The 22,456-nt window shown below is 61.3% G+C and carries 15 protein-coding genes and 1 tRNA gene; 10 read left to right on the top strand and 6 right to left on the bottom strand.

Features of this window, described 5'->3' with window-relative positions; genetic code table 11:
- Positions 1-63 precede the first annotated feature (63 nt).
- Entirely contained in the window at positions 64-2,199 is a 2,136-nt protein-coding gene (locus KF827_RS09315; protein ID WP_291003896.1) for a class I SAM-dependent methyltransferase, read from the top strand.
- Positions 2,200-2,220: 21 nt separating this feature from the next.
- Here KF827_RS09315 and KF827_RS09310 read toward each other — a convergent pair whose 3' ends face one another.
- Positions 2,221-2,571 (bottom strand): hypothetical protein, encoded by a 351-nt coding sequence (locus KF827_RS09310; RefSeq protein ID WP_291003893.1) that lies wholly within the window; start codon positions 2,569-2,571, stop codon positions 2,221-2,223.
- A 150-nt stretch (positions 2,572-2,721) separates the two neighbouring features.
- Here KF827_RS09310 and KF827_RS09305 point away from each other — a divergent pair, with 150 nt between their 5' ends.
- Together KF827_RS09305 and KF827_RS09300 are read left to right on the top strand one after the other, a co-directional pair.
- Positions 2,722-2,994, top strand: coding sequence for a CopG family ribbon-helix-helix protein (locus tag KF827_RS09305; protein ID WP_291003891.1), 273 nt, complete (start codon positions 2,722-2,724; stop codon positions 2,992-2,994).
- On the top strand, positions 2,982-3,275 hold the full coding sequence (locus KF827_RS09300; protein WP_291003888.1) for a type II toxin-antitoxin system RelE/ParE family toxin: 294 nt from the start codon (positions 2,982-2,984) through the stop codon (positions 3,273-3,275). The genes KF827_RS09305 and KF827_RS09300 overlap by 13 nt, the downstream gene beginning before the upstream one ends.
- Position 3,276: 1 nt before the next feature.
- Here the strand turns inward: KF827_RS09300 and KF827_RS09295 are convergent, their stop codons facing one another.
- Together KF827_RS09295 and araD are read right to left on the bottom strand one after the other, a co-directional pair.
- Entirely contained in the window at positions 3,277-4,059 is a 783-nt protein-coding gene (locus KF827_RS09295) for an aldolase/citrate lyase family protein (protein ID WP_291003879.1), read from the bottom strand.
- A gap of 24 nt (positions 4,060-4,083) precedes the next feature.
- Entirely contained in the window at positions 4,084-5,823 is a 1,740-nt protein-coding gene (gene araD / locus KF827_RS09290; RefSeq protein ID WP_291003876.1) for an L-arabinonate dehydratase, read from the bottom strand.
- 139 nt (positions 5,824-5,962) lie between these two features.
- On the opposite strand from araD, the gene KF827_RS09285 reads away from it, so the two are divergent.
- The 3 genes from KF827_RS09285 to tkt all read left to right on the top strand — a co-directional run bounded on the left by KF827_RS09285 (position 5,963) and on the right by tkt (position 11,326).
- The gene (locus KF827_RS09285; protein ID WP_291003873.1) at positions 5,963-6,550 is read left to right on the top strand and encodes a chemotaxis protein CheW; all 588 of its coding nucleotides are present in this window, start codon (positions 5,963-5,965) and stop codon (positions 6,548-6,550) included.
- Between the two features lie 69 nt (positions 6,551-6,619).
- Positions 6,620-9,178 (top strand): methyl-accepting chemotaxis protein, encoded by a 2,559-nt coding sequence (locus KF827_RS09280; RefSeq protein ID WP_291003870.1) that lies wholly within the window; start codon positions 6,620-6,622, stop codon positions 9,176-9,178.
- A gap of 147 nt (positions 9,179-9,325) precedes the next feature.
- Positions 9,326-11,326 (top strand): transketolase, encoded by a 2,001-nt coding sequence (gene tkt, locus KF827_RS09275; RefSeq protein WP_291003867.1) that lies wholly within the window; start codon positions 9,326-9,328, stop codon positions 11,324-11,326.
- 5 nt (positions 11,327-11,331) lie between these two features.
- On the opposite strand, the gene KF827_RS09270 is transcribed toward tkt, so the two are convergent.
- Both KF827_RS09270 and KF827_RS09265 read right to left on the bottom strand, forming a co-directional pair.
- Positions 11,332-12,141, bottom strand: a complete 810-nt coding sequence (locus KF827_RS09270) for an alpha/beta fold hydrolase (protein ID WP_291003863.1) — start codon at positions 12,139-12,141, stop codon at positions 11,332-11,334.
- Between the two features lie 60 nt (positions 12,142-12,201).
- The gene (locus KF827_RS09265; RefSeq protein WP_291003860.1) at positions 12,202-15,198 is read right to left on the bottom strand and encodes an Rne/Rng family ribonuclease; all 2,997 of its coding nucleotides are present in this window, start codon (positions 15,196-15,198) and stop codon (positions 12,202-12,204) included.
- Between the two features lie 562 nt (positions 15,199-15,760).
- Between KF827_RS09265 and KF827_RS09260 the strand changes: the two genes are divergently transcribed.
- The 4 genes from KF827_RS09260 to KF827_RS09245 all read left to right on the top strand — a co-directional run bounded on the left by KF827_RS09260 (position 15,761) and on the right by KF827_RS09245 (position 20,667).
- On the top strand, positions 15,761-16,924 hold the full coding sequence (locus tag KF827_RS09260) for an N-acetylmuramoyl-L-alanine amidase (RefSeq protein ID WP_291003857.1): 1,164 nt from the start codon (positions 15,761-15,763) through the stop codon (positions 16,922-16,924).
- 141 nt (positions 16,925-17,065) lie between these two features.
- Positions 17,066-19,579, top strand: a complete 2,514-nt coding sequence (locus KF827_RS09255) for a penicillin-binding protein 1A (RefSeq protein WP_291003854.1) — start codon at positions 17,066-17,068, stop codon at positions 19,577-19,579.
- A 79-nt stretch (positions 19,580-19,658) separates the two neighbouring features.
- Positions 19,659-19,733, top strand: a tRNA-Val gene (locus KF827_RS09250).
- A 91-nt stretch (positions 19,734-19,824) separates the two neighbouring features.
- Positions 19,825-20,667, top strand: a complete 843-nt coding sequence (locus KF827_RS09245) for a hypothetical protein (protein ID WP_291003851.1) — start codon at positions 19,825-19,827, stop codon at positions 20,665-20,667.
- Between the two features lie 6 nt (positions 20,668-20,673).
- On the opposite strand, the gene KF827_RS09240 is transcribed toward KF827_RS09245, so the two are convergent.
- Positions 20,674-22,434 carry a DNA methyltransferase gene (locus tag KF827_RS09240; protein WP_291003849.1) on the bottom strand — a complete coding sequence of 587 codons (1,761 nt, stop codon included), beginning with the start codon at positions 22,432-22,434 and terminating at the stop codon, positions 20,674-20,676.
- Positions 22,435-22,456: the final 22 nt, after the last annotated feature.

The raw sequence follows: 22,456 nt of genomic DNA, 5'->3' as shown, positions 1-22,456 counted from the left end.
TCTCCCCGCAGAATACCCGGCTCATACCCCATTCTGCAAAACAAAGATGCGCTGCAAAGCAAAATGACGATTCCGAACGACGAAACCATAGCCTCCAAAGCCCATTTGCTGCCGCTTTTGCGCGGCGCCATCGCGGCCGTGCGCGGCCATAGGCTGGAGGAAGCCGAGCGGCTGCTGGATGCAATCCTGAACCAGGAAGCCGATTTTGCCGATGCCCTGCATATCAAGGGCCATATCGCCATGCTGCGTGGGCAACTGGCCGATGCGGCCGCCTTGGTGCAGGCCGCCATCGACAAGGATTTCCATTTCGAGGATTACCACGAAACCCTTGGCAAGATTCGTCTGGCGCAAGGCGATGTGGCCGCCGCCAAGCAATGTTTCGGCGCGGCGCTGACCCTGAATCAGGCATCGCTTGGGGCTTATACCGGCTTGGCCCAAGCCCTGATTGCCGAAGGCGATTACGAACAGGCGGTGGCGGCCTTGCGGAATGGCAAGGCGGTGAACGATCGCGACCCGGAATTGCGCTATCTGCTCGGCTTCACCCAGATGGCGCGCGGCAAACCGAAAAAAGCGATGGTGAATTTTCGCATCGCCCTTGCGCTAAACCCCGAGGATCAGCGCTATCGCAGTGCTTATGCCCGTGCCCTGCGCGGCCTGCGACTGACCAGGCCAGATCCTGAATTGATCGACAGCGTATTGCCTCTGCTGGGTGCCCCTGGCGTGGAACCGCGAGATCTTTCCGCCGTTGTGGAAAGCGCCCTGCTGCTGGAGCCGACAATTGCCGGCCTGAAGCCCCTGACCACAAACAGCAGCGCAGAAATCGCGGTCTTCCTGCAAAGCCCGGCATCGCCCGATCTGTCGAAACTGCCGCTGCTGATGGCCTGGCTACGCTATGGCCTGGTGAGTGAACGTGATCTCGAGGCCCTTTTTACCGCGCTACGGCGCGGCGCCCTGGCTCTCGGCCTTGGCGATGCCGCCGCCCTGCAGCGCCATGCAATCTGGCTGGCAGCCTTGGCCGTTCGCAATTTCCACGCCGAATATCTCGATATCGAGACCGAAGAAGAAAAGCACCGGGTGGAATTGCTGCGCCACCGCATCCGTAAAGCGCTGGCGAAGATACCGGCCGGCGGCACAGCGCCCGTGGCCTTGCTCACCTTGCTGGGCTGCTACCGGCCGCTCTATCGTGAGGATTTCGCCACCATTCTGCCCAGCCTGCCCTGGCCGGAAAGCCTGCAGGAATTGAAGCGCATCCAACTCGGCGAGCCATTGCGGGAAATCACCATTGCCGCCGAACTGCCATCCCTCACGCCGATCGAGGATGCCACCAGCAAGAATGTGCGGGCGATGTATGAAGAAAGCCCGTTTCCACGCTGGAACCAGCCCGTGCTGGGCAACGACATGCCGCTGGCCCGCCACCTGCGTGCCGCTCTGCCGCTGCAGAATATCCCCGAAATCACCATCGAAAAGCCGCGGGTTCTGGTGGCGGGCTGCGGCACCGGGCTGCATGCCATCCTGGCCGCTACCAGCTATCGCGATGCCGATGTGCTGGCCATCGATCTCAGCCGCGCCAGCCTGGCCTATGGCAAGCGCAAGGCCACAGAGCTTGGCATTCCCGGCCTGCGCTTCGGCCAGGCCGATATCCTGAAACTGGGCAGCCTGCCGGATCGTTTCGACGTGATCGAATCCTTCGGCGTGATCCATCACCTGCGCGAACCCGCCGCCGGCCTGGCCCAGTTGGTGATGCTGTTGAAGCCCGGCGGCTATATGATGCTGGGGCTATACAGCGAGATCGGCCGCCGGGATGTGGTGGCTGCACGTCGCCTGATCGCCATGCATGGCTACAGCGATACGCCCGACGATATCCGCCGCTTCCGCACCGATCTGGAAAAGCTGGACCCCGAACTGACCGAACGACTGCGTCGCTCCAGCGCCTTCCACAGTCTGTCGGACCTGCGCGACCTGGTATTCCATCGCCAGGAACATCGCTATTTTCCGCAGCAGCTGGAAACCCTGATCGGCGATGCCGGGCTGGAATTCCTCGGCTTCGAATTCACCACGCCGGATACGCTTGCGCATTATCGCAAGGAATATCCCGACGATCCCCGCGCCATAAGCTTCGCCCATTGGGCCGAAGTAGAGCGGCAACACCCGGACCTGTTCAGCAATTGCTACCGCTTCTGGCTGCGCAAGCCGGTTTGATAGTCGAAGCGTGATCCCAGCCTAACGATCGTCATTTCTGTATTGCTGCAATTCCGTAAGCAGACGATCCATGGTTTCCCATATGGCCTCACTTGGTAGGCGCTCCCATTTTATAAAATCGCAGGCCTCTACCCCAATATTCAAAGTATATCTTTTATGTTGATCGATGCGCGTTCTCATCGCGGCAAGTAAAACTTTGATCTCTTCTTCCGCAACCCCGAACTCTCTTGCAATCTGATTATTTGTGAGCCCGGCGCGCCTCATTTTCCTTGCTTTAGCAACCTGCCTATCCGAAAGCGAAAGGCGCGGGCGTAGCTTTTTGGTTCTTTCTGAGGCATCAAAACTCCCTTTAGGAGCTATGCTTTTGACCATACGGAGCCTCCTGTTTTTAGGTTCTATGTTTGCAATAACATACAACTATTAAGGGATTTGTTTGTAAATTTAATAGCGTTGATTGGCAGATATCTTTCAGATATCGTTCGTTCCACGATGGTTATAAAAGGTAATACCCAGAGATACCCGATGTCTGTATCCGTAAAATTGGATTCTGCTGAACAACTGCGCTTGCGCAATTTGGCAGAACAACGCGACCGAACGCCGCATTACCTGATGCGCGAGGCGATCCGGCAATATCTGGACCGTGAGGAGGCCCGGGAAAGCTTCAAGCGCGAGGCTCTCGCAGCCTGGCAAAGCTTCCAGGAAACCGGCGAGCATATTACTGGCGCCGCGTTGGGGTCATGGCTTGATCGCTGGGGCACAGCCGCGGAAAGCACTCCGCCAAAATGGCAAAAGTAGTTATCACGCCAGCAGCGCTTCTAGGCATGGAGCGTTGCAGGCTTTTCCTTGCCGAGAAAAATCCGCAAGCATCCCGCCGAGCCGCAGAGGCGATCAAATCGCATCTGCTCGGCTTGTCGGATTTCCCGGAGATCGGCCGGCCGCATGACGACGAACCAACCATGCGCGAATTGTTGATCCCATTCGGCGATAGCGGTTATGTGGCGCTATATCGCTTCGAAGCAATAACAAACATGGTGGTCGTGCTGGCCTTCCGGCATCAGCGTGAAGCCGGCTATTGAATCACCCGCCCACATATTTCCTGAAGCGCGCGGCAATCTCGCGGCTCTGGCGGGCGAGCAGCATCTGGTCGATGCCCACTGCCACGAATACGAAGCCGGCATCGAGATAGCGTTTCGCATCATCCTCGTTGGGCGCCAGGATGCCGGCCGGCTTGCCCGCCGCCTTGCAGAGCTGCAAAGCCTTCATGATCGCGGCCTGTGCTTCCGGGTGCCCGGGATTGCCCAGATGCCCCACATCGGCCGACAGGTCGGCCGGCCCGATAAAGATGCCATCCACGCCATCCAGCTTGGCGATTTCCGGTATGCGCTGCACGGCGGCCATGGTTTCCACCTGCAGGATCAGGCCGAGTTCCTGTTCGGCGCTGTGCAGATAATCCTCGACCAAGCCATAGCGGCTGGCGCGCTGGATGCCGGAAACGCCACGAATCCCTCGTGGCGGATAACGCGTGGCGCTGACCGCATCTGCGGCCTCGGTTTCATCCTGTATGAAAGGCAGGATCAGGTTGGGCGAGCCGATATCCAGAAAACGCTTGATCAGCACCGGGTCATTCCAGGCCGGCCGCACTACCGGGCTGGCGGTATTGGCATCGATCTGCATGGCTTGCAATTGCTGCAGCACCATGGGCAATTCGTTGGGCGAATGCTCGGTATCCAGCACGATCCAGTCGAACCCGCTGGAGGCCAGTATCTCGGCCACGATATTGCTGCACAACGAACTCCACAGACCGATCTGCGGCCGCCCCTCGGCCAGCGCACGCTTGAAAGGATTAGAGGGAATGCGCATCGAAGAAAACTCCTGGCTGATCGGTCAATGGATTTCCGGTTCCGGCGTGGCCGGCCCAGCATGCAGATAATCAAAATCGCAGCCGCGTTCGGCCTGAGTGATGTGCTGGGCGAACATCACGCCATACCCGCGTTCATAACGCGGCGGCGGCGCCTTCCAGTTGGCGCGGCGCGCGGCCAATTCAGCGTCGCTCACCAACAGATCCAGGCGTCGTTCGGCCACATCCAATGCTATCATATCGCCGCTGCGCACCAGCGCCAACGGCCCGCCCACATAGCTTTCGGGCGATACATGCAGGATGCAGGTGCCATAGCTGGTGCCGCTCATCCGCGCATCGGAAATCCGCACCATGTCGCGCACGCCCTGGGCCAGCAATTTCTTCGGCACCGGCAGCATGCCCCATTCCGGCATGCCGGGGCCGCCCTGCGGGCCGGAATTGCGCAACACCAGCACGCTGTCTGCGGTTACATCCAGATCGGGATCATCGATACGCGCGGCCATATCGTTGTAATCATCGAACACCACGGCAGGGCCGGTATGTTTGGCAAGGCGCGGATCGGCGGCAGCCGGTTTCATCACCGCACCATTCGGCGCCAGATTGCCAAACAATACACAAAGGCCGCCAGGGCCGGAAATTGGATTGTCGAGCGGACGGATCACATCGGGCTCGTTATTCCGGGCGCCGGCAATATCCTCGCCCAGCGTCTTGCCGCTCACCGTGGCGCAGCCCAGTTCCAGCATCGGCGCCAATTCGCCCAGCAAGGCCCGCAGACCGCCGGCGAAATAGAAATCCGCCATAAGGAATTTTCCATTGGGCCGCAGATTGGCGATCACCGGTACCTTGCGCGAAAACATGTCGAAGCGGCTGAGCGGCAAGTCGATGCCGGCGCGCCCTGCCATCGCCACCAGATGGATAATGCAATTGGTGGAGCCGCCAACAGCCATCGCCAGGGTTACGGCGTTATCAAACGAAGCAGCGGACAGCACATCCCTGGGCTTCAGATCATCCCAGACCATCTCTACGATGCGGCGACCGGTGCGGGTGGCCATGCGTGAATGGCTTGAATCCGGCGCCGGGATGGAACTGGCTCCCGACAGAGTGAGGCCAAGCACTTCGGCAATCGCCCCCATGGTGGAAGCCGTGCCCATGGTCATACAATGGCCGGGCGAGCGGGCAATACCCTCCTCGATCTCACGCCAATCATTGTCGTCGATATTGCCAGCGCGCTTTTCCGCCCAGTATTTCCAGGCATCCGAGCCGCTGCCCAGTGTCTGGCCGCGCCAATGCCCGCGCAGCATCGGACCTGCCGGCAGAAAAATCGACGGGATGTTCATGCTCGTTGCGCCCATGATCAGCGCAGGCGTGGTCTTGTCGCAGCCCCCCATCAACACTGCACCATCGAGCGGATAGGAGCGCAGCATTTCCTCTGTCTCCATCGCCAGCAGATTGCGATAGAGCATGGTGGAGGGCTTCTGGAACGGTTCGCTCAACGAGATGGCAGGCAATTCCAATGGAAAGCCGCCGGCCTGCCAGATGCCGCGCTTCACTTCTTCGGCGCGCTGGCGGAAATGGGTGTGGCAGGGATTGATATCGGACCAGGTATTGATGATGCCGATCACCGGCTTGCCGGCGAAATCCTCGCGGCCGAAACCAATCTGATATGCACGCGAACGATGCCCGAAGGACCGCAGGTCATCCACGCCGAACCAGCGATGGCTGCGCAACTCCTCGGACTTCTTACGCGGCTTGCCACTTACCGACATTCCCCATCCCTCCCGTCAGATTGTTCTGTTTTTCCATTAAATAGTGCTAACAGGGCCAAGTTCCACCCGGTAAAGTCTTAACTGGATTGCCCGTCCTTTGCTATACTTCTGCAATATTATGCTTGGAGGGTCGTGCATCATGGCTCACTTACCGGCTTCGCAATCCCAGACTGGCGGCCCGCTTGGCAACCCGCGCGGCGGCCTGACGCGGGGCAATGCCCGCAGCGACGGCGAAAACACCGCCGCGGCACAGGATTATCTGACTTTCGCTATCGACCAGCAGGTTTACGGCATCGATATCCTGAGCGTGCGCGAAATCCGCGCCTGGACCGATGTGACCAACCTGCCCAACACGCCCGAATATGTGCGCGGCATCATCAATCTGCGTGGCACGATCGTGCCGATTTACGATCTGCGGGTAAGGCTCGGCGGCGGAGTAACCAAGCCTACGCGCATGCATGTGGTGATCGTGGTGGTGGCCGCCAACGGAACCTTTGGCCTGCTGGTGGATTCCGTTTCCGATATCCTCTCCATAGTGGATCGCGACCTGCAGACCGTGCCGGAAACCGATGCCGCATCGGATTATCGTTTCCTCAGTGCCATCGTTGCGCGCGATGAACGCATGGTTTCGATCATAGACCTGGATCGGCTGGTCTCCGGCCAAGCTGCCATGCAAATGCAGCAGATCGCCGATCAACAGCCTGCCGCGACCCTTGCCGCCAATTAGTCGCTAACCAGCCGTTAGCGCCTGATCTTACAAAATTATTATTGTTTATTCGTTCGGGGGAACGAGACCATGAAGGCTTTGTCCATTCGCTCCACCTTAGGTGTTGTTATCGGCCTGCTCGGGTTGTTGCTGGTTGCCGTGAGCGCCATTGCATTGATGGGCGCACTGGAGCGTTATCGGGCCGCACAGAAAGTGGCCACGCTTGCCCCGATCAGCCAATCCTTCTTCGACAGCCTGCAAGCGCATCGGCTTGAGCGTGGCAATGTGCTGATCGCGCTCGGGAATCCTCAGCCGGCCGAAAAAGCCGTCACCGATGGCATCGCCGAACAGCGCGCCAATGCGCAAAAGGGATTTTCCAGCGGCTTTGCCGGCCTCGCCCAATTGCGCAACATGCCGGGCGCCGAAGCCCTGCTCGGCCGCTTGAAATCCACCCATGATGCCGTAGAGGCCTTGCGCCCGCGCATGACCGCCAACCTGAACCAGGCCGGTGCGCAGCGCGATGCCCAATTAGCGCGCGACTGGCCGCAGGTGACGCAAGCTTTTCTCTCAGCCGTGGAGGCCGCCTCGGATTATCTCGAGAAATCCCTCATGCTGGTGGATCCGCTGGCCGATCAGTTGCTGAGCGCCAAGGATAATGCCTGGACCATGCGCAATTTCGGCGGCAGCCTGGTGCTGCGCCTGCTCACCTCGCTGGGCACGCAGAAAACCTGGGGCAGCGTCGAAATTGCCGCCAATGCGGAAGAGCGCGGCCGTATGCTGACCGCCCATGACAGCCTGGCCGATATCGCCACATTGCCGGGCATTCCGAAGGCCCTGGTGGATTCCATCAAGAAGGCCGATGGCTTTTTCAACGGCCCGCTAGCGCAGGAGCGCCAAGTGGTGGTGCGTGCCTTGTCGGAAGGCCAGATTCCCGACATCGACCGCGCGCAATTCCAGGCCCGTGCAGTGGAAGGCCTGTCGCTGCTGAACGACGTGGCCAATACCGCCTTGACCGAACTGGTACTGCGCGCCAACGCGCAAACCGTTGCCTCACGCAATGCCTTGATCTTCAACAGCGCCATGCTGGCCGCCGCCCTGATCTTCACGGCCATCGGTTTTCTGATTGTACAATCGCGCGTCAGCGGCCCGATCCTGCGCATGACCGGCACCATGCAGAAACTGGCCGACCGCGACCTGACCGTGGAAATCCCCTTCGTTGACCGCGGTGCCGAGATCGGCGCCATGGCCAAAGCCGTGCAGGTGTTCAAAGACAACATGCTTGCGCGCGAAAAAGCTGAAGCCGATATCGCTCGCCAGCGCGAGGAAGCCGAACGCCAGCGTCAGGAACGCGAAGCACGCGAGAAGCAGGCTGGCGAGGAAATCGCCGTGCTGGTGAACAAGGTGGCCCAGGGCGACCTCTCGGGCCGGATAGACGAAACCGGCAAGGACGGCTTTTTCCTTACCACCAGCAGCGAATTGAATCGCCTGGCCACCACCCTGCAAACCATGAACCAGGAACTGGCGCAAACCATGGGCGCCATGGCCGATGGTGATCTTACCAAGTCTGTCCGTGGCGATTATCGCGGTGTGTTCGGCGAAATCAAAAACGACGTGAATGCCATGGCCGAGCGCATGCGCACTTTCGCCGGACGCCTCACCGATACGGCGCAATCGGTGAAAATCGCCTCCGATGAAATCTCCACGGGCAGCCAGGATCTGGCGCAGCGCACCGAAAGCCAGGCCGCCAGTATCGAGGAAACCGCAGCTTCGATGCATGAGATCACGGCCACGGTGAAGCAGAATGCCGATAATGCCCAGGCCGCCAGTCAACTGGCCGTGGCCGCGCGCGATACCGCCGAGAAGGGCGGCAATGTCACCCAGCAGGCGGTCACCGCTGTCAGCCGCATCGAGGAAAGCGCACGCAAGATTTCCGATATCATGACACTGATCGACGAAATCGCCTTCCAGACTAACCTGCTGGCGCTCAATGCCAGTGTGGAAGCGGCACGCGCTGGTGAGGCCGGCAAGGGCTTTGCCGTGGTGGCACAGGAGGTGCGCGCACTCGCGCAACGCTCGGCCAATGCCTCGAAGGAGATCAAATCGCTGATCGGGGAGTCCAACACTCAGGTCAAATCCGGCGCCACCTTGGTGAACCAGACCGGCGGCAGCCTCACTGAAATCGTCACTGCCATCAAAAAGGTGTCGGATATCGTAGCCGAGATTGCTGCGGCCAGCCGCGAGCAGGCCACCGGCCTGGATCAGATCAATACTGCCATCGGCAACATGGACGAAATCACCCAGCGCAATGCCGCACTCGTGGAGGAAACCACCGCCTCCGCGCAATCACTGGCCAGCCAGGCCACCGAACTGGCCGATCTGGTCGGTTTCTTCAAGCTGGACACCAAAGCACCGGCTATCCCAGGAGCCAATCCAGGGCCCAAAACCACCCCAGGCCCTGCCGCCGCAGCCAACCCGACCAAGCCAGCCCAGCCCGCCAAAGCCATGGTACCTGTTGCACCCCGGGTGGCTCCCCAGGCTACTCCCCTATCTGCACCCCGGGCCGCAACCCGCGCGACCAGCCCGGCAGCCCCCCTGGCACCGGCCCGCGCCATCGTCAGCAATGATGACGACGATTGGAAGGAATTCTGAGACAATTCCAGCGTTTCTGAGACAGTTATAGCGACTGGCCAGATGCTTTAACGGCCTGTCGCATGGGTTGACGCGGGCGTTTAAGGCGGCCATCTTCGCCCGCGTTGTTTTTGCCGACTCCATCTTTTCAGCCTTTGGATTGCGCACATGCCTTCTGCCGCCACCCCCAGCCATTCCGATCTCGCCAACGCGATCCGCGCGCTTGCGATGGATGCAGTGCAAAAAGCCAATTCTGGCCATCCGGGCATGCCCATGGGCATGGCTGATGTAGCCACTGTGCTGTTCGAGCGCTTCCTCAAATTCGATCCCGCCCGCCCCGATTGGCCGGATCGTGACCGCTTCATCCTGTCCGCCGGCCATGGCTCGATGCTGCTCTATGCGCTGCTGCATCTCACCGGCTATGCAGACATGACGCTGGACGAGATCAAGAATTTCCGCCAGCTCGGCGCCCGCACCGCCGGCCATCCGGAATACGGCCATGCCGCCGGCATCGAAACCACCACCGGGCCGCTGGGCCAAGGGATTGCCAATGCCGTGGGTTTCGCGCTGGGCGAGCGGCTGATGAATGCCCGCTTCGGCGACGCATTGGTGGATCACTACACCTATGTGATTGCCGGCGACGGCTGTCTGATGGAAGGCATCAGCCACGAGGCGATTTCGCTGGCCGGCCATCTCAAGCTGAACAAGTTGATCGTGCTGTTCGACGATAACGGCATTTCCATCGACGGCCCCACCAGCCTGTCGGTGAGCGACGACCAGTTGGCCCGCTTCAAGGCATCGGGTTGGGCCGTGGCTGCCGTTGATGGCCATGATCCGGAAGCCGTGGCCAAGGCGATTGCCGCCGCCAAGCGTAGCGACCGGCCCAGCCTGATCGCCTGCAAGACCGTGATCGGCTTCGGCGCGCCGAAAAAGGCCGGTACGTCCGGCGTGCATGGCTCGCCGCTGGGTCCGGACGAAATCGCCGGCGCCCGCGAAAAGCTTGGCTGGCCTCATGCGCCCTTCGAGATTCCGGCCGCCATCCTGGCCGCCTGGCGCGCCATCGGCACCAAGGGTGCGGCGGCATCTGCCGCCTGGGACAAGGTGTTGGCCGGCCTGAATGCCGCCGAACAAAAGGAATGGCAGCGGCGCCTGGCCGGCGTATTGCCGGCCGAGCTGGATACCGCAATTGCCGCCTACAAGGCGAAGCTGATTGCCGACAAGCCGAAATGGGCCACGCGCAAATCCTCGCAGATGGCGCTGGAAGCGATCAACCCAGTGCTGCCGGAGGCGATCGGCGGTTCGGCCGATCTCACCGGTTCGAACAACACCAAGACTGCCGGCCTGGAGCCGGTGAAGCCCGGCACCTTCGGCGGTCGCTATATCTATTATGGCGTGCGCGAGCATGGCATGGCGGCAGCGATGAACGGCCTGGCCCTGCATGGCGGCGTAATCCCCTATGGCGGCACCTTCCTGGTGTTCAGCGATTATTGCCGCCCCTCGATCCGCCTCTCGGCGCTGATGCGTCAGCGCGTGATCTATGTGATGACCCACGATTCCATCGGCCTGGGCGAAGACGGCCCGACGCATCAGCCGGTGGAGCAGGTAGCCGCCTTGCGCGCCATTCCGCATCTGCTGGTATTCCGCCCCGGCGATGCCGTGGAAAGCCTGGAAGCCTGGGAAGTGGCCCTGAAGCAGAAGGATCGCCCCAGCCTGCTCTGCCTTACCCGCCAGGATCTGCCGGCCCAGCGGGTGACCGAGCGCGCCGACAATCCAGTGGCGCGCGGCGCCTATGAATTGCATGCCGCCGAGGGCCCGGCCAAGGTGACGCTGCTGGCCTCCGGTTCGGAAGTGGCTATTGCTGCCGCAGCCCGCGACCTGCTACAGGCCAAGGGCATCGGCGCCCGCGTGGTATCCGTGCCGTGCATGGAATTGTTCGACGAGCAGGATGCCGCCTATCGCAAGCAGGTGCTTGGCCCAGGACAAGAGCAGGGCGGTCTGCGCATCGCCATCGAAGCAGGCATCCGTCAGGGCTGGGATAAATATCTCGGCGATAACGGCATCTTCATCGGCATGAGCGATTTCGGAGCCTCCGGCCCCTATGAGCAGCTCTACAAGCATTTCGGCATCACTGCCGAAGCCGCAGCGGAAGCTGCGCTCAAGGCGCTCTGATCGGCTTATTCCTTAACCGCCTGGCGTATCCACGCCGTCACATCTTCCGCGGCAATTTGCGGCGTGTTTAAGTGATCGGCCTGGATTTCCATATAGCGGCTTTTCGGATTGGCCGGCAGCTTGTCGAAAATGAACGCCCTGCCGTATTCGTAAAGCGGATCCTTGTCGCCCAGTACCATCAGCACCGGTACTCGCGCGGGAATGCGCGATGCACTGCGGGTCATCTCGGCATCCGATTGCGGATCGAAATACGACAGATAAGCCGGCGCCGTGGTGCGCACCAGCAACGACTGGCCTTGGTTAAAATCCTTGAAATCCTTCCGCTTGGCGGTATCCCCGGCCGTAACCATGCGGCGGGCTTCCTCCACGCTTTCGCGCAAAGCCTTCAGGCCGGGTAATGTGGTGTATAGATGGGGCGAATGGCCCGGCGCCAGCAGAGCTATGGCATCCACATCCTTGCCTGGGCGCAAGGCATAACCCAGCGAAACCGCGCAGCCCATGCTATGGCCGATGAATACGATCTTGGTGGCGCCGGCATCGCGCAACGTCTTCACATGGCCATCGATCTCGACCATGGCCTGTTCCCAATCACCATCGATATAGCGTTTGGCAGACCACGGCATATCGGGCAGCAGCGTGGCCATGCCTTCTCGATCGAGATGCCGCTTCAGTGCGAAGAAACCGGGGCTGTTAGGTCCACCGGGATTCTTGCCATGCAACATCAAAACGCCAATTTTCTCCTGCGCCTGAACCCCGACGACAGAAAAAATCAGCCCCAACAGGAAGCCCAGGCACACGAAGCTGCGGCGCAACATGATTGTTCCCCCACCCGGTATAATGTGGCCGGCGTTTGATGCCGCCGGCCATTTATCGTTTCAGCGCGACCACCAACCCCGCTTAGGAGCAGCCGGTGCATCGCCGTTGCTCTGGAAAACCGGAGCGCTATGTACGGGCGCGGCAGGAGCGGCTGGTTCCACAGGCTGTTCGGCAGCAAGCGGGACTTCCGGAGCGGCAACAGGCTGCGTCTCAACGACAGGCTGGGCTTCAATAACAGGTTGGGCCTCGGCAACAGGCGCAGTTTCGAGAGGCGGCGCCACGATAACGGCAGGCGCGGCAGGCGCCGGCTTGGCCGGTTCCGGCTCGTCTTCATCGAACTCGAATGTCGGTCGGCCATCCAGCATGGCGCCAAGCGCTGCCGGCGTAAGGAAGCCATTATCGCGCGCGCCGCTATCGCGGGAACCGTTATCACGCGGCGGATAGGGGCGGCGCGGCTGGACCGGCGCGGCATCCTGGTCGCTCAAGGCGTCATCAATGGCCTCAACACCGCTCTCTGCCTGACGGGGCTCGCTGCCCTCTTCGCCACGGCGCCGACGGCGACCGCCACGGCGGCCACGACGACGACGACGGGGTTCACCCTCGCCTTCCGGCGCATCATTCACATCATCAGCGGCAGTCGCTTCGCCTTCGCCATCTTCAACAAGGCCATCCTCGGCGCCAGCGGTTTCATCGCCCTCGAGTTCAGCAATGCCCTCGGCATCCTGCTCCTGGCCCGCTTCGACGCCGGAAGTCTCACCTTCACCATCGCGGCCACGACGCCGACGGCGGCGGCGGCGGCGGCGCTTGCCATTCTCGCCATCCCGGCCTTCGGCATCGCGGGTCTCGCCATTGGCCTCTTCGGCCTCGGCACCATCCTCAAAGCCTTCGCCGTCTTCAGCGTCATTCACCTCGGCATAGGAACTTTCCTGGGTGATCGGACGCGGGCCCTCGCGCTGCACCAGATCCGGGCGCGAAACCTCGCCGGGCTGGCGCGGCTTGATACGCTCGATCTTGTAATCCGGCGGCACCAGGCTGTTATCGGCAGCCACGATCACGCGCATCACATAACGGCGCTCGATATCGCTGATCCGCTCGCGCTTGTGGTTGAGCAGGTAGATCGCCACCTCGGCCGGCACGGATACGGTGATTTCGCTGGCGCGGTCGCGGATGCCCTCTTCCTCGATGGCACGCAGCACCTGCAAGGCAGTGCTTTCGATGGAACGCACATAGCCACGGCCCTGGCAATGCGGGCAGGGCATGGTGGAGCTTTCGATCAGGCTCGGTCGCAGGCGCTGGCGCGACATCTCGAGCAGGCCGAAACCGGAGATACGGCCCACCTGGATGCGCGCGCGGTCGTTGCGCAGGCATTCCTTCAGCCGGCGCTCCACATTGCGGATATTGCGGTGATCCTCCATGTCGATGAAGTCGATCACCACCAGGCCGGCCAGATCGCGCAGCCGCAACTGGCGGGCGATTTCCTCGGCGGCCTCGAGATTGGTCTTGTAGGCGGTCTCCTCGATATTGTGTTCGCGGGTGGACTTGCCCGAGTTGATATCGATGGAAACCAACGCTTCGGTGGGGTTTATCACGATATAGCCACCGGAACGCAGCTGCACCGTGGGGCTGAACATGCCATCCAGCTGCTGCTCCACCTGATAGCGATGGAAGAGCGGAATCTTGTCCTGATACATCTTCACGCGATCGGCATGCGTCGGCATCAGCATCTGCATGAAGTCGTGGGCGGCGGCATAGCCCTGGTCGCCCTCCACCAGCACTTCATCGATATCGCTGGAATACAGGTCGCGGATAGACCGCTTGATCAGGTCGGCTTCCTCGTAGATCAGCGCCGGCGCGGTGCTTTCCAGCGTGCGCTCGCGGATGCTGTCCCAGCTGCGCAGCAGATATTCGAAATCGCGGCGGATTTCCGGCTTGGATCGTTCCATGCCGGCAGTCCGCACGATAACGCCCATGCCTTCCGGAATATCCAGCTCGCTGGTGATGGCCTTCAAACGCTTGCGATCGGCGGGCGACTGGATCTTGCGGCTAATGCCGCCGCCGCGCGCGGTGTTGGGCATCAACACGCAATAACGGCCGGCCAGCGACAGATAGGTGGTCAGCGCAGCGCCCTTGTTGCCGCGCTCTTCCTTCACCACCTGCACCAGCATGATCTGCCGGCGCTTGATCACTTCCTGAATCTTGTAGCGGCGATAGAAATTGGTCCGGCGCGGACGGCGGCCTTCCTCGGCCTCTTCGCCCTTCTCGGCTTCTTCCGATTTCTCGCCCGCTTCGGCAGCCGGCGCGGCTTCTTCGGCGGCAGGCACGTCTTCGCTCAACGCTTCGCTGCCCGGCGCGGCGGGGATATCGAGATCGGCAGTCGACGCAGCGGCCACCTCTTGTTCGTCGGAAACGGCCTCGACTACCGGTTCGGAAGCCTGGCCCGCATCCTGATCCATATCCTGGGAGGAAACGTCGCCAACAACCTCGGGGGCAAGCGGCGCTTCGGCGCGGCTCGGTACGTTCCAGTAAGACGGCGCATCCAGCGGCGGGCGTTCGGAGGTGATTTCCTCCACCGCATCGTAATCGCCTTCCACGGTCTCTACGCCATCGGTATCGCCGTGCTCATCGCCATGGTCGTCGCCATGATCATCGGAGCGGCCATCATTGCGGCCGCCGCCAGCCGCAGCGGCAGCACGCCGCTCGGCCCGCCTGGCAGCGGCACGTTCGGCCGCTTCCAGTTCTTCTTCCTCGGCCTGGGCGGCGCGTGCCTCTTCCTCAGCCTGCTGCGCCAGCAGCGCCTGACGGTCGGCAATCGGAATCTGGTAATAGTCGGGGTGAATTTCACCAAACGCCAGGAAGCCATGGCGGTTGCCGCCATATTCCACGAAGGCGGCCTGCAGAGAGGGCTCTACGCGGGTAACCCGCGCCAGATAAATATTGCCCTTCAAAACCTGTTTGGTGGATGTCTCGTAATCGAACTCTTCGAGACGGGTGCCCTTCACAACCACCACCCGAGTTTCCTCGAGATGGGTGGCATCAATCAACATACGCATGCCCATAGCGGCAATTACCCTGCGGCGTGGCGCCTCCCATGCGAATAACAGGTGGCGGGACGCCTTTGCTTTTCGAAGCCAGCCGGCCTCCGCTTGCACGGGGCGGGCCGCAAGACCGCAGCGGGTTGCCTTGGAGATACGTGCTTGGAAGCGACGTACCTGAAGGCTGGAGCGCCTAAGCCGGCCAGGAACTATACAGTCCGGCCCGGGCGCATCACCCGATCGATCCGCCGGCGGGGTCACCGCCGACTGGTGCCATCGCCATCAAGCCGGCGCTGGCTCCGAGGGTTCTAACAAATCCGTGCTGTCTTTAGCGCGATGACCGAGGCCGCTTCGCCTAGGGCCGCCACTCCTTTGGGCAGGCCGCGAAATTAGGCGGTATGGCTCACAATCGACGCGCCGCCCCGGCGAACCGCTTGTGCTTGAAAGCTTTTTGGGGAGCTTGAAGCCTGAAAACGGCCGACGAGAACTGACTCGGATATTCGCAGGAAACAAAGTAATCAATTAGCCGGCATACCGACAAGGGAATTCTTGACCCGACCGCGAGAGGATGGCTCCAATAACCCGTATGAGATTGATATCAAAGGTTTTTTTATTTCTGCTCGGCCTACTCTCGATTCCCGCCTGGGGCCAGCCTTTGCGGGTGGACAGGCTATCGCTGAGCCTGAATGCCGGCTTCACCCGCTTGGTGCTCGAGGCTGATCGCCCGATCACTGCCGAAATATCAAGCCAAATCAATTCGTTAGGGTTGAATCTGCGATTGCTGGATGGGCAGTTTGCCCTGTCGCAGAGCCTGACCGGAGAAGCCAGCGGCGTAGTGACAGGCCTGCGCCCAGCCCTGGGCCAACCCGATACAATCAGCCTTCAGTTGCTGGACGGGGCGATGATCGACCGCGCCTTCCAGCTCCCGCCCCAGGGTGGCCGCGGCCATAGGCTGGTTATCGACCTGCTGCCGGCCGATCCGGCCGCCTTCCTGGAGGCCTTTGCCGCCCCGGTCAAACTGCCGCTGGCCGCCCCCTTGCAGCCGGCAGCCACCCCGCCCGGGCGCGATCCGCGCCGGCTGATCGTGCTGGATCCCGGCCATGGCGGCCATGATCCAGGCGCCATCAGCGCTTCGGGGCGCTATGAAAAAGAACTCACCTTGGCGGTGGGCCGCGCTATCGCCGCCCGGCTGCGGGCCAGCGGTCGCTATCGGGTGCTTCTCACCCGCGACAAGGATGTGGCTGTAAAACTGCTGGACCGGGTGAAACTGGCCCGGAACCGCGAGGCCGATCTGTTCCTCTCCATCCATGCCGATAGCCTGGCCGCCGACCGGGCCACGCGCGGCGCAAGCGTGTATACCCGCGCCGAGGATGCTTCCGACCGCGATGCCGAGGCACTGGCTCTGCGCGAAAACAAAGCCGACCAACTGGCCGATACCGCCCGGGAGCAGGAATTGGACGACGTGCTGGCCATCCTGGTGGATCTCGCAAGCCGCGACACCAAGCGGCTTTCGGGCCGCTTTGCCGGCTTGTTGACCGCGAGCCTGTCGGAACGCATTCCGCTGCGCCGCAATGCGCTGCGGGCGGCCAATTTCAAGGTGCTGGGCGCACCCGACATCCCCTCCGCGCTACTGGAACTCGGCTATATCTCCAATCCCACCGAAGAAGCCCTGCTGTTTTCGGAAGCCGGCCGCAACCAACTGGCCGAAGCCGTTGTGGCCGCCATCGACCGGTTTTTTGACGGGCCGTAAATTCTCCACCAAAAGGGGAATTTCCCTTGGCGCCGCATCCTTGCCATAATCGGCCTGTACAGGCGGGATTGCTGGGTTTAAGACACAACGCCCTAATTTTCCGGGCAGTTTATTTTGCGGGCCTGAATAAATATGCGTTTCATGCGTTATCTGCTCGTTCTGCTGTTTCTCGGCGTGCTGGGAAGCCTGGCTGCCGTGGCTGCCGGTTTGTATGGCCTGTGGTATTACGGCCGCGACCTGCCCGATTATCAGCAATTGGCCAATTATCAGCCGCCCGTAACCACCCGCCTGCATGCCGGCGATGGCCGCCTGATCGCCGAATTCGCCCGCGAGCGCCGGTTGTTCGTGCCGATCGATGCGATGCCCAACACGGTGATCCAGGCTTTCCTTTCGGCAGAGGATAAGAATTTCTTCTCACATCCGGGCATCGACCCGATGGGCATCGCGCGCGCCGTGGTGCAGAACATTCTCAACATGGCGCAGAACCGCCGCCCGGTTGGCGCCTCCACCATCACCCAGCAGGTGGCGAAGAATTTTCTGCTCGGCAACGAAGTGTCGCTTAGCCGCAAGGCCAAGGAAGCCATTCTGGCATTCCGCATCGAACGCGCCTTCTCGAAAGAGAAAATCCTCGAACTCTATCTGAACGAAATCTATCTCGGAGCCGGCGCCTATGGCGTGGCTGCCGCCGCGCTGACCTATTTCGATAAGTCGCTCTATGACCTGACCGTGGCCGAGGCAGCCTATCTGGCCGCTCTGCCGAAAGCGCCGAGCAATTACCACCCGGTGCGGCAGAATGAGCGCGCCCGGGCACGACGCGATTATGTGATCGACCGTATGCTGGAAGATGGCGTGATCGATCAGGCCACGGCGCGGCAGGCTTTCGATACGCCGCTGGTGGCCCTCACCCGGCCGGAAACCGAATATGCCCGCGCCGATTGGTTTGCCGAGGAAGTGCGCCGCCTGCTGGCCCAGCGCTATGGCGACAAGGGCCTCTATGAAGGCGGCCTCAGCGTGCGCACCACCATGGATCCCAAGCTACAGGCCATCGGCGAGCGCGCGCTGCGCGATGGCCTGGTGGCTTATGATCGCCGCGCCGGCGGCTGGCGCGGCCCGCTGGCCAAGCTGGAAGCCGGCGGCGATCTGGCCCAACAGCTTGTTGCTTTGGCAACCCAGCCCGGCGGCCTGCCGCTGGCCGCCATCCAGCCGCCCTGGCGGGTGGCCGTGGTGCTGAAAGTGGAAGCCCAGCAGGTGGATATCCTGCTGTCAGACGGCAAGACGCGCGGGCAGATTGCCTATGCCGGCCTGCGCTGGGCACGCGCCAAGTTGCCCGATGCAGCGGGCTATATCGGTCCGGTGCATCTCGGCCCCGTGCCGCGCACGGCCAATGAAGTGCTGGCGGTGGGCGACGTGATCGCCGTGGAACCGCTGCCTGATGCGCGCGACCAGTATGCTCTGCGCCAGATCCCCGAAGTGGGTGGCGCATTGGTGGCGATGGACCCGCATACCGGCCGCGTGCTGGCCCTGGTGGGCGGCTTCGATTTCAAGGTCAGCCAGTTCAATCGCGCCACCCAGGCCCAACGCCAGCCCGGCTCGTCCTTCAAACCCTTCGTCTATGCCGCGGCGCTGGATAGCGGCTTCACGCCCTCCAGCCTGGTGCTGGATGCGCCCTTCGTGCTGGATCAGGGCCCCGGCCTGCCGCTCTGGAAGCCGGGCAATTACACCCGCGAATTCTACGGACCTTCCACGTTGCGGGTGGGCATCGAAAAATCGCGCAACCTGATGACCGTGCGTCTGGCCCAGGCCATCGGCATGGAGAAAGTATCGGATTACGCCCGCCGCTTCGGCATCCAAGACAACCTGCCCACCATGCTGGCGATGTCGCTCGGTGCAGGCGAAACCACACTGATGCGATTGACCACGGCTTATGCCGAATTCGTCAATGGCGGGCGCCGCATCACACCCTCGCTGGTGGACAAGGTGCAGGATCGTGCCGGTCGCACCATCTATCGCCACGATACCCGGCCATGCGATGCCTGCCGCGCCGAATTCGCCAGCTTTACCGCAGCCGGCCAACCGGCCACCGAACCGCCCTTGCCCGATACGCGCGAAACCGTCATCGATCCGGTGACTGCCTATCAGAGCGTTTCCATGCTGGAAGGCGTGGTGCAGCGCGGTACCGGCGTGCGGCTGCGCGAATTGGGCAAGACCCTGGCCGGCAAGACCGGCACCAGCAACGACAGCATGGATACCTGGTTCATCGGCTTCAGCCCCGATCTGGCGGTAGGCGTGTTCGTGGGCTACGACACGCCGCGCGACATGGGCAAGCGCGAAACCGGCTCCTCGGTGGCGGTGCCGGTCTTTAGGGATTTCATGGCAGAGGCGCTTAAGGGCCGGCCCAATGTGCAGTTCCGCGTGCCGCCTGGCGTGCGACTGGTGCGGGTGCAGGCTGAAACCGGCCTGCCGGCCCGGCCCGGCGACCGCAACGTGATCCTGGAAGCCTTCAAGCCCGGCACCGAACCCGGCGCGGAAAGCAGCGGCAGCGCCGGCACTGAACGCGGCGTTCTGGACGGCTCGCGCTACGAACGCGACACCATCTCCGGCATCGGCGGCAGCGCCGGCACAGGCGCCACCTCGGGCACCGGCGGGCTGTACTGAACCCGATCCGGGAAGCTTGACACCGGCCGCCCCGGCCCGTATTAAGCTGCCCGTCCGGCGAGACCGCCGGCACACGGACGGGCGGTTAGCTCAGCGGTAGAGCACAGCATTCACATTGCTGGGGTCGCAGGTTCAATCCCTGCACCGCCCACCATTTCCTGAAAAATCAAAGCCTTGGATTGCTAGAGCCGGCGGTGAGCCATTCTGGTGAGCCCCTTCAGGAAAATCGATGTGATTCTATCGCCATGAAGTTACTCCCGCAGGAAATGGCTCCCGTCACGCCGCAGATGCAGGCGCTGACCGACCGCTATCTGTCGCCTCACATAAATGCACTGACCGACGCCCTGAGGGCCCTGCGCCATGCCGTAGACGCGCAGTTGAAACCCGCCATGCCGGAGTATTTCGGCAAGCCCTATCCGATCGGCCGTTGCGAGCCGATTGCGCGCGTGGCGCTGAATCTGCTGCCCGAAACGATGCGTTCCGCCACCGATCCGGGCATGGTGGCGCTGCGCGATTTCCTGTTGGCCGGCGGCGAGATACGCTCCATCTGGGGCATATTGCGCGGGCGATATTTCCAGAACGCCCTGCAAATCGGCGCACTCTATGTCGATGTGGGCAACGATACCGTCGACCCGAAAAAGCCGCAGATCGAAATCCTGCCTTTGGCTGAAAGCGGCATGGAATCCGTGCGCGATATTGCCCATTGCGCCGCCATCGCCGCCAGCTACTGGGAAACCGAGGTTTATGCCAATCACGTAATCCCCAGCCTGGCGCCGCTGTTGCCCTTGCTGACCGCGCCGCCCAATCAACCCGCTGCCCCGCAACTTGCCTGTGATTACATGATTGCGCTGTCGATGCGTGACGGCTTCCGCGATGCCGAAGCCTGGTTGGCCAGCCGCCCTTCGCCGCCGGACCATGTGGCCGAACGGCTGCGCGCCGCCACGCCGGCGCATCTGCTGTCGCCATCACTGGCACTCGGCCGCGAACAGGCACTGGCCGCCTGCACCACGGCCCGCGCCCAGAACCGGCATCTCGACATGGCTTGGCGAGACGCCCGCGTGCGGGATTACCTCAGCATACGACTCTGAACAGGATCATGACCTGCGACCGGCCCGCTTGCGCCCGGTGGCGGCCTCTTCCAAGGGCAATTCCAGGCTCTTGCCATGCGGCGCGTCATGAGAACGGCCGCCCTTCAACGGCAGCATCATGCTCTTCTGCTTCGGGTCGGCGGATTTGGTCTTGCGCTGGCGCTTTGCCTGCACCCGCTTGGCTTCGCTGGCGCTGGAAACGCTATCCAGCACCACGGTGAGGCCGAGGTTGGCTCCGGCCAGCAATTCTTCCACGGTGACGATACGGATGCGCGGTCTGTCGCCGCCGGGCAACTCAACCTGTCCGGCCTCGGCGGCTTCACGGCGCATCTCGCGTGTGAGCGGCCCGAAACAGATAAAGATGCCGAATTCGGCCCGCTCCCGCTTCACCGTGCCGATCAATTCACGAATGGCAGCCGGCGCGACATACTTGCCGCCCTTTACCGAAATGATGGCCCGGCGGTATTCGTCGCGCCCGGTCATGAATACGATATCACCGTCGATCCCGCGATCCGCACCTTTGCCGCGCGAATTGCCACCAAGTTCCGAGATCGCCCAATTCTGAAATTCATGCGGCGTCTGCTCCGCCAGGCGGCGTGCCGCCTCCACGTCGCGGGGAATGCCGCGCATGGCGTAACGCACCGAAGGAAAATTCGACGCCAAACGATCTCGAATAACCTTCAATGCAACATAGGTTATGTCAATCCCGATCCATTTACGGTCCAGTTTCTCCGCAGCATGAACGGCCGTGCCGCAACCGCAGAATGGATCCAACACGATATCGCCTGGATTCGACGACGTGAGAATAATTCGCTCCAGCAATGCCATGGGTTTTTGCGTAGGGTACCCGAGCATTTCTTTCGATCTGTTATTGATGACAGGGATATCATCCCAGAGGTTTTGAATCGGAACCCCGGGCATTTCATCCAAGTATCTCTTGTACTGAGGCACCGCACCCGGCCTTGTTTGCACAATCCGCCCTTGCTCTATGAGCCGCTGCATATTTTCTTTCGTATAACGCCAGTGCCGGAAAACACCCATTACCTCATAAAAAGGATTGCCTTTCTCGGCTCTCCCCGGCCCCTGTATGTCGCTGAGTCGATACCGACGACCATTTTCATCGATGCGGCGATAATCCCTCTCTATATATTTTGCATCATATGGCGCGTATTGCTGATTCCATATGACCTTGCTGCCTTTAGAATAAAAAAGAATACAATCACTGATTCTTCCATAATGTTTCGCGCCTTGCTTACCGTCGCTATGCGCAGAGTTTCGCTTCCAAATAAGCTCGTTGCGAAACATCGTCGCACCGAAGATGCCATCCATGAGTATCTTCAAATAGTGGCTCGCGGTGGGATCGCAATGGAGATATATCGAGCCGTTTGGTTTAAGTATCCGATGCATTTCGACAAGCCTGATCGCCATCATCGCCAGATAGGCCATCACATCGCTCGTACCCAAAAAACTTTTCAGCGATAGAAGCAGACGAAACGTATCCATGCTTCTGCTTTCCAATTCCTCGAAAGCAGTTTGCGCCTCGATTTCCCAATGCCAGGTATCCTCAAACGCCTTGACCTGCGCTGACGCCGGCTCGATCGGCGACTTGAAAAGCACATTATAGCTGGCATTCGAATTGAACGGCGGATCGAGGTAGATCAGGTCGACGGATTCATCCTTGATGAATTCACGCATGATCTTCAGGTTGTCGCCGAAATACAGCAGATTGCCCATGGTCGCCTCGAAGTAATTTTCGAGGAGAAGCATTCGGCATATACTTTAAATACTA

Origin of the sequence: Ferrovibrio sp., from assembly GCF_019636075.1 — a bacterium.
Classification (GTDB): Bacteria; Pseudomonadota; Alphaproteobacteria; order Ferrovibrionales; family Ferrovibrionaceae; genus Ferrovibrio.
Note: the sequence above shows the minus strand (reverse complement) of the source record. Positions and strands in the feature narration are given on the sequence as shown.

Excerpts from the sequence above, each read along its gene's own strand:
- KF827_RS09315 (WP_291003896.1), top strand. The coding sequence starts at position 64 with ATGACGATTCCGAACGACGAAACCATAGCCTCCAAAGCCCATTTGCTG.
- KF827_RS09310 (WP_291003893.1), bottom strand. The coding sequence starts at position 2,571 with ATGGTCAAAAGCATAGCTCCTAAAGGGAGTTTTGATGCCTCAGAAAGA.
- KF827_RS09305 (WP_291003891.1), top strand. The coding sequence starts at position 2,722 with ATGTCTGTATCCGTAAAATTGGATTCTGCTGAACAACTGCGCTTGCGC.
- KF827_RS09300 (WP_291003888.1), top strand. The coding sequence starts at position 2,982 with ATGGCAAAAGTAGTTATCACGCCAGCAGCGCTTCTAGGCATGGAGCGT.
- KF827_RS09295 (WP_291003879.1), bottom strand. The coding sequence starts at position 4,059 with ATGCGCATTCCCTCTAATCCTTTCAAGCGTGCGCTGGCCGAGGGGCGG.
- araD (WP_291003876.1), bottom strand. The coding sequence starts at position 5,823 with ATGTCGGTAAGTGGCAAGCCGCGTAAGAAGTCCGAGGAGTTGCGCAGC.
- KF827_RS09285 (WP_291003873.1), top strand. The coding sequence starts at position 5,963 with ATGGCTCACTTACCGGCTTCGCAATCCCAGACTGGCGGCCCGCTTGGC.
- KF827_RS09280 (WP_291003870.1), top strand. The coding sequence starts at position 6,620 with ATGAAGGCTTTGTCCATTCGCTCCACCTTAGGTGTTGTTATCGGCCTG.
- tkt (WP_291003867.1), top strand. The coding sequence starts at position 9,326 with ATGCCTTCTGCCGCCACCCCCAGCCATTCCGATCTCGCCAACGCGATC.
- KF827_RS09270 (WP_291003863.1), bottom strand. The coding sequence starts at position 12,141 with ATGTTGCGCCGCAGCTTCGTGTGCCTGGGCTTCCTGTTGGGGCTGATT.
- KF827_RS09265 (WP_291003860.1), bottom strand. The coding sequence starts at position 15,198 with ATGGGCATGCGTATGTTGATTGATGCCACCCATCTCGAGGAAACTCGG.
- KF827_RS09260 (WP_291003857.1), top strand. The coding sequence starts at position 15,761 with ATGAGATTGATATCAAAGGTTTTTTTATTTCTGCTCGGCCTACTCTCG.
- KF827_RS09255 (WP_291003854.1), top strand. The coding sequence starts at position 17,066 with ATGCGTTATCTGCTCGTTCTGCTGTTTCTCGGCGTGCTGGGAAGCCTG.
- KF827_RS09245 (WP_291003851.1), top strand. The coding sequence starts at position 19,825 with ATGAAGTTACTCCCGCAGGAAATGGCTCCCGTCACGCCGCAGATGCAG.
- KF827_RS09240 (WP_291003849.1), bottom strand. The coding sequence starts at position 22,434 with ATGCTTCTCCTCGAAAATTACTTCGAGGCGACCATGGGCAATCTGCTG.